At 37.0% G+C, this 7,345-nt stretch carries 7 protein-coding genes; 2 read left to right on the top strand and 5 right to left on the bottom strand.

Annotated features, from left to right (window positions below; genetic code table 11):
* Positions 1 to 102 precede the first annotated feature (102 nt).
* The 3 genes from I2F89_RS10860 to rpmG form a co-directional block, all read right to left on the bottom strand.
* Positions 103 to 1,011 carry a helix-turn-helix domain-containing protein gene (locus I2F89_RS10860; protein WP_071866460.1) on the bottom strand — a complete coding sequence of 303 codons (909 nt, stop codon included), beginning with the start codon at positions 1,009 to 1,011 and terminating at the stop codon, positions 103 to 105.
* Positions 1,012 to 1,187: 176 nt separating this feature from the next.
* Positions 1,188 to 1,358, bottom strand: a complete 171-nt coding sequence (gene secE, locus I2F89_RS10855) for a preprotein translocase subunit SecE (RefSeq protein WP_065096667.1) — start codon at positions 1,356 to 1,358, stop codon at positions 1,188 to 1,190.
* Between the two features lie 17 nt (positions 1,359 to 1,375).
* Positions 1,376 to 1,528 carry a 50S ribosomal protein L33 gene (gene rpmG, locus I2F89_RS10850; RefSeq protein ID WP_005878997.1) on the bottom strand — a complete coding sequence of 51 codons (153 nt, stop codon included), beginning with the start codon at positions 1,526 to 1,528 and terminating at the stop codon, positions 1,376 to 1,378.
* A 158-nt stretch (positions 1,529 to 1,686) separates the two neighbouring features.
* Between rpmG and cbpA the strand changes: the two genes are divergently transcribed.
* On the top strand, positions 1,687 to 2,331 hold the full coding sequence (gene cbpA, locus I2F89_RS10845) for a cyclic di-AMP binding protein CbpA (RefSeq protein WP_065096666.1): 645 nt from the start codon (positions 1,687 to 1,689) through the stop codon (positions 2,329 to 2,331).
* A 122-nt stretch (positions 2,332 to 2,453) separates the two neighbouring features.
* On the opposite strand, the gene I2F89_RS10840 is transcribed toward cbpA, so the two are convergent.
* Complete coding sequence (locus tag I2F89_RS10840; RefSeq protein ID WP_065096665.1) at positions 2,454 to 2,957, bottom strand: QueT transporter family protein; 504 nt, start codon at positions 2,955 to 2,957, stop codon at positions 2,454 to 2,456.
* Positions 2,958 to 3,659: 702 nt separating this feature from the next.
* Between I2F89_RS10840 and I2F89_RS10835 the strand changes: the two genes are divergently transcribed.
* Complete coding sequence (locus tag I2F89_RS10835) at positions 3,660 to 4,664, top strand: diacylglycerol/lipid kinase family protein (protein ID WP_195514319.1); 1,005 nt, start codon at positions 3,660 to 3,662, stop codon at positions 4,662 to 4,664.
* Positions 4,665 to 4,782: 118 nt separating this feature from the next.
* Here the strand turns inward: I2F89_RS10835 and I2F89_RS10830 are convergent, their stop codons facing one another.
* Complete coding sequence (locus I2F89_RS10830; RefSeq protein ID WP_071866463.1) at positions 4,783 to 7,329, bottom strand: ATP-dependent RecD-like DNA helicase; 2,547 nt, start codon at positions 7,327 to 7,329, stop codon at positions 4,783 to 4,785.
* Positions 7,330 to 7,345 lie beyond the last annotated feature (16 nt).

Genomic DNA, 7,345 nt, shown 5'->3' with positions numbered 1-7,345 from the left:
AGACATACAAAAAACTCCTTATAAAGTAGATTTGGAATTTTGTTTTTTTCCTTGTCTACTTTATAGGGAGCATATCACAAACTTTTCGGTTTATGTTTACTTCTAAAAATTTTTATCTAATATATTAAAAATATGTTCGATCTCGTATTGTGTTTCAAATCTATGTAAATCAGCTAAAAGTTCATTCTTCAACTTGCTCGCTCCAATCAATTCTAATCCCATAATATAATCCTTTATTTTTTTACTGACAGCCTCTCCTTCGATGTGCGCAAGTAAAAGTTGATAAAACCGATGATATATTTCAGTTTCTCGCTGAAAAATAATTCTACGTCGAGTCTCAAATAGTTTTTCCAAATAATACTTAGCTAATTTTAGCTCTTCTCTTTCAATCATCAGTAAAAACACATTATTATAAATACCTGATAATATGGAATGGAAGATCTCAAACTCTCCATTTTTCATCACATTTTTTTCTACTTCTTTTAATCGCTGTTTGATGTAACTTGTTTCAAATAAATAGAGGAGAGTAGCAAAGGTCGTCATTTCAAATCTTCCCCACTCATCGATTTTCTCTAAATAATCAGATAATCTTTTCAGATAGTTAGTATCTTTTTTATTTAATTTTTTTACACCATCGATTTCCTCATACCACTTATAAGTTTTGACAGCAAGATAATTTCTTATGACGACTAAATCATCTGAGTATTCTACTTCTTGGGCTAGTTTTTTTAATTGATAATTGATTGCACCACTATTTTTTTCTAGATTCCGGAACATTTTCTTCAAACTCAAATTTTTTTGAGATACTTTATCTCCATCAAGATAAAACATGAATTCATCGATCGTCATATTCAATCGTTCTAATAATTCTAAAAAGACTAACAATGGTAAATGATTTTTCCCATTCTCATATTTAGCTAACGTTTCCCGCGAAACAATTCCATGGGCTAATTTTTTTTGAGAGAGGCCTCTATCCACACGCATTTTTTTTAATAATTCATGAACTTCCATCGTTCCCTCCTTACTTATCAATTAATGGATTAGTTGTTTGTTAAATTATTCACAATAAATTCTTTCTATTGCCACATCTTTTATTTTAATAACTAAGTGATATAAAAAAAAAATAGAGCTTCCAATTGATTGATAATCATGGATAGCTCGCCTTTTATTTAGATAAACTTATTGAATTATTTCAAGATCCATGCAAACAGACTTTGGATCGCTGTATCCATCACGAAAAACATTAGTCCGAAGATGATCGATGTTTCGATAACGACTAGTGTATCTTTACGTAATTGTTTTTTACTTGACCAAGTCACTTGTTTCATTTCATCTTTTACACTTTTAAGAAATTTCATCGTAAGCCTCCTTCTTGTTATTTTGTCTCTTTATGTAATGTGTATTGATTACAATATTTACAAAATTTGTTGATTTCCAAACGCTCGCCGCTTTTTCCTTCACTAATCGACTTAGTATAGTTTCGAGAACCACAAACGGAACATGCTAATGCCGCTTTTTTCTTTGCCATCCGTTTCCCCTCCTCACTGAAAACCAAATTTATACCATACTACATTATCATGTAAATTATTTTATGTCAATTAGTGATCATACGCTCTACTGTTTTTATTTTAGTTATGATATGATTACTTAAAGGATTTTAAAAATGAACAATCTGGAGGTATGACTATGCTATTAAAAACTCTTGTTTACAAGAAAAAAGATTTGACTACCGTCTCTGAGACAAGCAACTTGGAAGAAGCACTAGAAATTTTAGAAACATCCGGTTACCGTTGTGTACCGATTCTTGATACTTCCGGGAATATTTTCCGTGGGAATATTTATAAAATGCACATCTATCGTCACAAAGCAAATGGCGGCGATATGACTTTACCAGTCACTCATCTATTGAAAAACGCAACAAAATTCATTTATTTAGATACTTCTTTCTTTAAAGTATTCTTTACGATCAAAGAGCTTCCATACATTGCTGTACTTGATAGCCAAAATCATTTCTATGGGATTTTGACACACAGTACCTTACTTGGTATGTTGTCTCAGTCTTGGAGCGTAGAACAAGGAAGCTACGTCTTGACGATTGCTTCGACAGGTAAACAAGGTGACTTAGCGGCGATTTCAAAGATCATCGCAAAATATAGTAGCATTGCTAGTTGTATCACTTTGGACATCGAAAAAGATGAATACATCCGTCGTACCTTGATCACTCTACCAGCCCATACAGAAAAAAGTGTCTGTGATTCGATCGTTAATCACTTAGAAAAGAAAAATTACAAAGTGATCGAAATTGAAAATTTACAAGATGCTAATAAATAAAAACCTGTTTAGTGGTTGATATTTACTAATCATTTAGAAAAAATCATATTAAAAAAAGCCAGAAATCCCAAAATCATTTAAGACTTTTGGAATTCCTGGCTTTTTTACTCTATTAAAAACAATCATACACGATCGTTGAATTTCACTGCTTGGTCTAGATAATACATCAATGGCGCAGAAACAGCCATCACGATAAATTCACTTAACGCAAGTGTACCATAGGTTGTCCAAAACGCTTGTCCGCCAGTTGGTACTAACATATAAGCAATCATAAACATACTAATTGTAAAGAACGCTGTATTTAATGCTAAGCGCACTTTGACATTTTTCACTTTATTTTGGATAAGTGCAGTTAGTCCTAATGCAAGTAGTGTTTGACCACCACCAAAGATCACATCCATGACACCAAAACCATAAATGGCATTATAAACGATCACGCCACCTAAGACACCCCATAATAATTTTCGATTGAATACAACTAAATGATTCAAACTTTCTGAAATACGAAATTGGATTGGTCCTGAAGATACAGGTGCTACCAAAATCGTTAACGCTAGATACAAGGCCATGATCAGCCCATTGACAACAACTACCATCAGTCGTTGCCTACTCTTTGTTCTCTCCATATTCTATTCCTCATTTCTCCTAGTTTTGTTAATGCGGGATGGTCGACGAACCGCAAGGCGTATTATAACATAACAATTATAGATTACAACCTTCCCTCCACCCCAGCATTTCAGCATTTTTACCTTCACCTGAAAAGATTGTTATAAAAAATAAAAGAAGTAAAAATAAGCAAGACACCTCGATTAGTTATCGCAAGACCTTATTGAACAGCATCGTTGAGAGATTGAGGCTTGATAGATAAAGGAATCGCACTCTTCTTATCAAAAAAATGAGTGTCAATGTTGACTAATACTTCCCTGACAATTCTTTGTTTCTATCTTTTACCTACGTTTTTTCGTTTGTTCTTTATTGTATTTTCTAACTTAACTTCTTTTTCATTTCCCCAAACCTCTGCTATAATAACCAAGATTGTAATTCTTTTGACAATAATGATGAGATGCTTTGTTGACCCTTCACTGGTTGATTCTATTAAACAATCACGGCTTACTTATGGTGAGACGATTTAGTGAAGCATCGTTAATCTATTTACATGACTAAAACCACAAGTATTCACAGCTGTTGATTAAATCTGACACTGCTTGCTCTCCTTTTGACTATGTCGCCTTGCTATCGTATGCCAATGAGAACTCATGAAGGAGCCCGACAAGACTTGTTTTCTCAACTCAAGTATTCGATACTTTGGTGCATTCCAGGAGGAAAAAATGAATTTTCATTATCACCTATTAATCAACCAAGCTGCTGGTAGCGGAAACGGAAAGAAAACAGCGGATAAGATTTTACCAATTTTGGATAAAAAGAAACTTTCCTATACGGTTCACTATAGTGAATACAAAGGGCACGATGCCCTTATAGCGGAACATTTAGCCGAAGATACCCTCATTGAATGGGAAGAGGATATCGATGCTGATACTATCGGATGGTACCCACTTCTCATCGTCATTGGAGGAGATGGTACACTTCATCAGGTTCTGAATACGTTTCATCATTTATGTGTATCTTTTCCTGTCGGCTTCATACCAGCCGGTTCAGGCAATGACTTTGCTCGTGGGATTGGGTTAAGTAGAGATCCAGAAAAAGCTTTAGAAACGATTTTAGCAACCAAAGAACCACAAAAAATAAATGTGTTGCATTATGAAGAAAAAGTAAACGATCGCGAAGGTCTGGCACTCAATAATTTTGGGATTGGTTTAGATGCAGCAATCGTTCATGCTACGAATCATTCCAATGCAAAAAAACGATTGAATAAGTATAATTTAGGCTCGCTTTCTTACATTTTTTCTTTACTGTATGTTCTTTTCTCACAAAAAGGCTTTCCGATTCTTGTAGATATTGGTGGGAAACGTGTGAATTTTAAAAAGACCTTTCTGTGTACGGCGACTAATCATCCCTATTTCGGTGGAGGCGTGTCGATTGTTCCTACTGCAGATGTAACCAAACCAACGATCGACTTCGTGGTTGTCGAACGAGTAAATTTATTTAAAATTGCTTGGTTGCTTCTTTTATTATTACAGAAGAAGCAAATGCACTCGAAGTATTTCCATCACTATACAGCAAGCAAACTTAGAATTGTTTCTACTATCCCCCAATATGGTCAAGAAGATGGGGAAGATTTAGAAAAACAATCGTTTGATTTACAACTAACAAATAAAACACAGTTATTGTGGTGTGAAAAAATAGTAATGAGGGATGAAGAGTCAACCTCTTGATCTGTGGAGGTTTTTCAGATGGAGCGTCTACCTTTCCAATGAAAAGACACCCGAAACGTTAGCGTTTCGGGTGTCTTTTCTGGGCTGATACTTCACACTTCCAACTGATGTTGCCTGTTTATGGTCGGATGTTCTCCATACCAATCATTGGATCAATCCATTGCTGTTCCACAGCTTCGGTTGTGAGAATGTAATTATCAGGTGATTTTGGCGTTTCAGCTTCTTTCACTTCATTTTTTTCTTCTTCGATGGCAAAAAGCGAAACTTCCTGCGCTTGGCCGGTTTCCTCTTTCCGGTGCTCTATTTGTTTTGTTGGCGCAGATACTTGTTCAATGGCTGCCGAATACGTTCCTTCTTCAAATGGATCATCACCTGTCAAGGAATCTTCATAGGCGGCTAATTTCGTACGCAGATTAAGAGTCATTTCATTGTCTTCGATCCGCTTCTTCAGTGTCGTCAATCGAACTGCGGATTCGTTTTTTGCACATGTCAAATATGCTTGTTCTTCCCCTAACAAAATCAATAATTCCTTACTACGAGTAACCGCTGTATACAACAGATTCCGTTGGAGCATTCGTTGGTATTGATGGACCATAGGCAAAATCACCATTTTAAACTCGCTACCTTGGGATTTATGGATCGAGCAACAATAAGACAGGGTGATCTTATTCCATTCATTTCGTTTGTAACTCACTTCATTGGCATCAAATTGGATGACGAGTTCGTCCACTTTATCTTCTGAATCTTTTGCTAAAACAATTCCCGTGATTACCCCCATGTCACCATTGAACACATTTAATTCTGGCGTATTGACCAAATGGAGTACTTTATCCCCAATTCGATAAACTGTATCATTCCAGTGAACTTCTTTCCGATTCCCACCACCTGGATTGAAAATATTTTGCATCATTTTATTCAAGGCATCGATACCAGCTGCACCGCGATACATCGGTGCCAACACCTGAATATCTTGTGCAGTAAATCCTTTGTTTTTCGCCTTTTCCACGATTTTAGAAATCAATGGTTCGATTTGATACGCATCACTTGCAAAGAAAGAGCGATCCTTTTGATTTTTCGTAAAATCTGCTGGCAATCTTCCTTCTTTGATCTCATGAGCCAAAGGAATGATACTTGAGCCATCGCCTTGACGATAGATCTGATTCAATTCGATTTTAGGGATTTGATCGATTTCTAATAGATCATGCAAGACTTGCCCAGGACCTACTGATGGTAGCTGATCCTTGTCCCCTACTAAGATCACTTGCATATTCGTAGGAATCGCCTTGAACAGTGTATTGGCCAACCATGTATCAACCATCGACATTTCATCGACGATCAATAAGCCACCGTCTAATTCCTTTGTACTGATTGACGGGGTTTTCTCACGACCATTCAAACCTAAAAGTCGGTGGATCGTACTAGCTGGCAAGCCAGTCGTTTCATTCATCCGTTTAGCAGCCCGTCCTGTGGGTGCAGCTAAGAGGATCGGAAAAATCTCTTGTGTATATTTCGTCGGATCAAGATCTAAGCCGTTTAACTCTGCAAACAGATGAACGATGCCATTGATCACTGTAGTTTTTCCAGTTCCTGGACCACCAGTCAAGATAAATAGTGGTGAGCGAATCGCTTCAGAAATCGCTTCTTCTTGTGAATCCCCATACTGGATACCAAACATTTTCTCAATTCGTCGAATATTCTTTTTAATTTCTTTTGGTTCGTACTTGATTTCCTTTTTTCGACTCAACAAGCGTTGGATCGAATTGCCAATCCCCCATTCAGAAAAATACAAACTATTTTCATATAGATTCGTTTCTTCCTGTTGGATCTTTCCCTCTTCCACTAACTGAATAATGACAGTCGCTACTTGATCCGGTTCGATTTCGATTGGACGACTTGATTCCAAGATTTTGATCGTCTGCTGCAATAAAGATTCAGCAGGCACATAGGTATCACCGGTTTGGATCGCCTGTTGGAAAATCTGGTGCAAGATCGCTGCTCTGATGCGTCGTGGCGAGTCAGCAGCAATGCCGATTTGTTCAGCTAAGTTATCTGCACGTTTAAAGCCGATTCCTTCAATCTCTTCGACTAATTGGTAAGGATTTTCTTGAATGATATCCAACGCTTCATTTTTGTAAGCTTGATAGATACTAAAGGCTAATTGACTCCCAAATCCGTAACGGTTCAACCCCATGATCACTTGATCCATTCCATGATTCAAACGGATCGTTTCAGCAATCATTTCTCTTTTTGGCTTCGTTAAACCTGAAATCTGTTGCAATTGCGCAGGATCTTCGATGATTTTTTCAATCGCATCTTCACCAAGCAGTTCCACGATTTTCTCTGCGGTTTTTTTTCCGATACCGGGAAACTTGTCACTTGATAGGTAGTTGACGATCCCGTTGGCTGTCGTCGGCTTTTCCTGTTCGTAACGCTCTACCTTTAACTGTCTGCCATATTTGGGATGATCTACTAGCTCACCATAAAAACGATACACTTCGTTCTCTTGGATATCGCCAAAACTACCAGTCGCGACAATTTCTTTTTCCCGATAATCAACACTTGTTTCACTGACTTGAATGAGCAATACTTTATAAAAATTACTAGGATTTTGAAAAAAGATAGCGGCAACTGTGCCGACAAAATAAGGCATTTCTTCTGGCTCCATCGAGGCCGCCTCCTTT

The sequence above is a fragment of the Enterococcus sp. 1001283B150225_161107_E12 genome (assembly GCF_015556925.1).
Taxonomy (GTDB): Bacteria; Bacillota; Bacilli; order Lactobacillales; family Enterococcaceae; genus Enterococcus_B; species Enterococcus_B mundtii.
Note: the sequence above shows the minus strand (reverse complement) of the source record. Positions and strands in the feature narration are given on the sequence as shown.

What these genes read in the sequence shown, in the direction of transcription:
- I2F89_RS10835 (WP_195514319.1), top strand. Translation starts at nt 3,660, where the DNA reads ATGAATTTTCATTATCACCTATTAATCAACCAAGCTGCTGGTAGCGGA.
- I2F89_RS10840 (WP_065096665.1), bottom strand. Translation starts at nt 2,957, where the DNA reads ATGGAGAGAACAAAGAGTAGGCAACGACTGATGGTAGTTGTTGTCAAT.
- secE (WP_065096667.1), bottom strand. Translation starts at nt 1,358, where the DNA reads ATGAAATTTCTTAAAAGTGTAAAAGATGAAATGAAACAAGTGACTTGG.
- I2F89_RS10860 (WP_071866460.1), bottom strand. Translation starts at nt 1,011, where the DNA reads ATGGAAGTTCATGAATTATTAAAAAAAATGCGTGTGGATAGAGGCCTC.
- rpmG (WP_005878997.1), bottom strand. Translation starts at nt 1,528, where the DNA reads ATGGCAAAGAAAAAAGCGGCATTAGCATGTTCCGTTTGTGGTTCTCGA.
- cbpA (WP_065096666.1), top strand. Translation starts at nt 1,687, where the DNA reads ATGCTATTAAAAACTCTTGTTTACAAGAAAAAAGATTTGACTACCGTC.
- I2F89_RS10830 (WP_071866463.1), bottom strand. Translation starts at nt 7,329, where the DNA reads ATGGAGCCAGAAGAAATGCCTTATTTTGTCGGCACAGTTGCCGCTATC.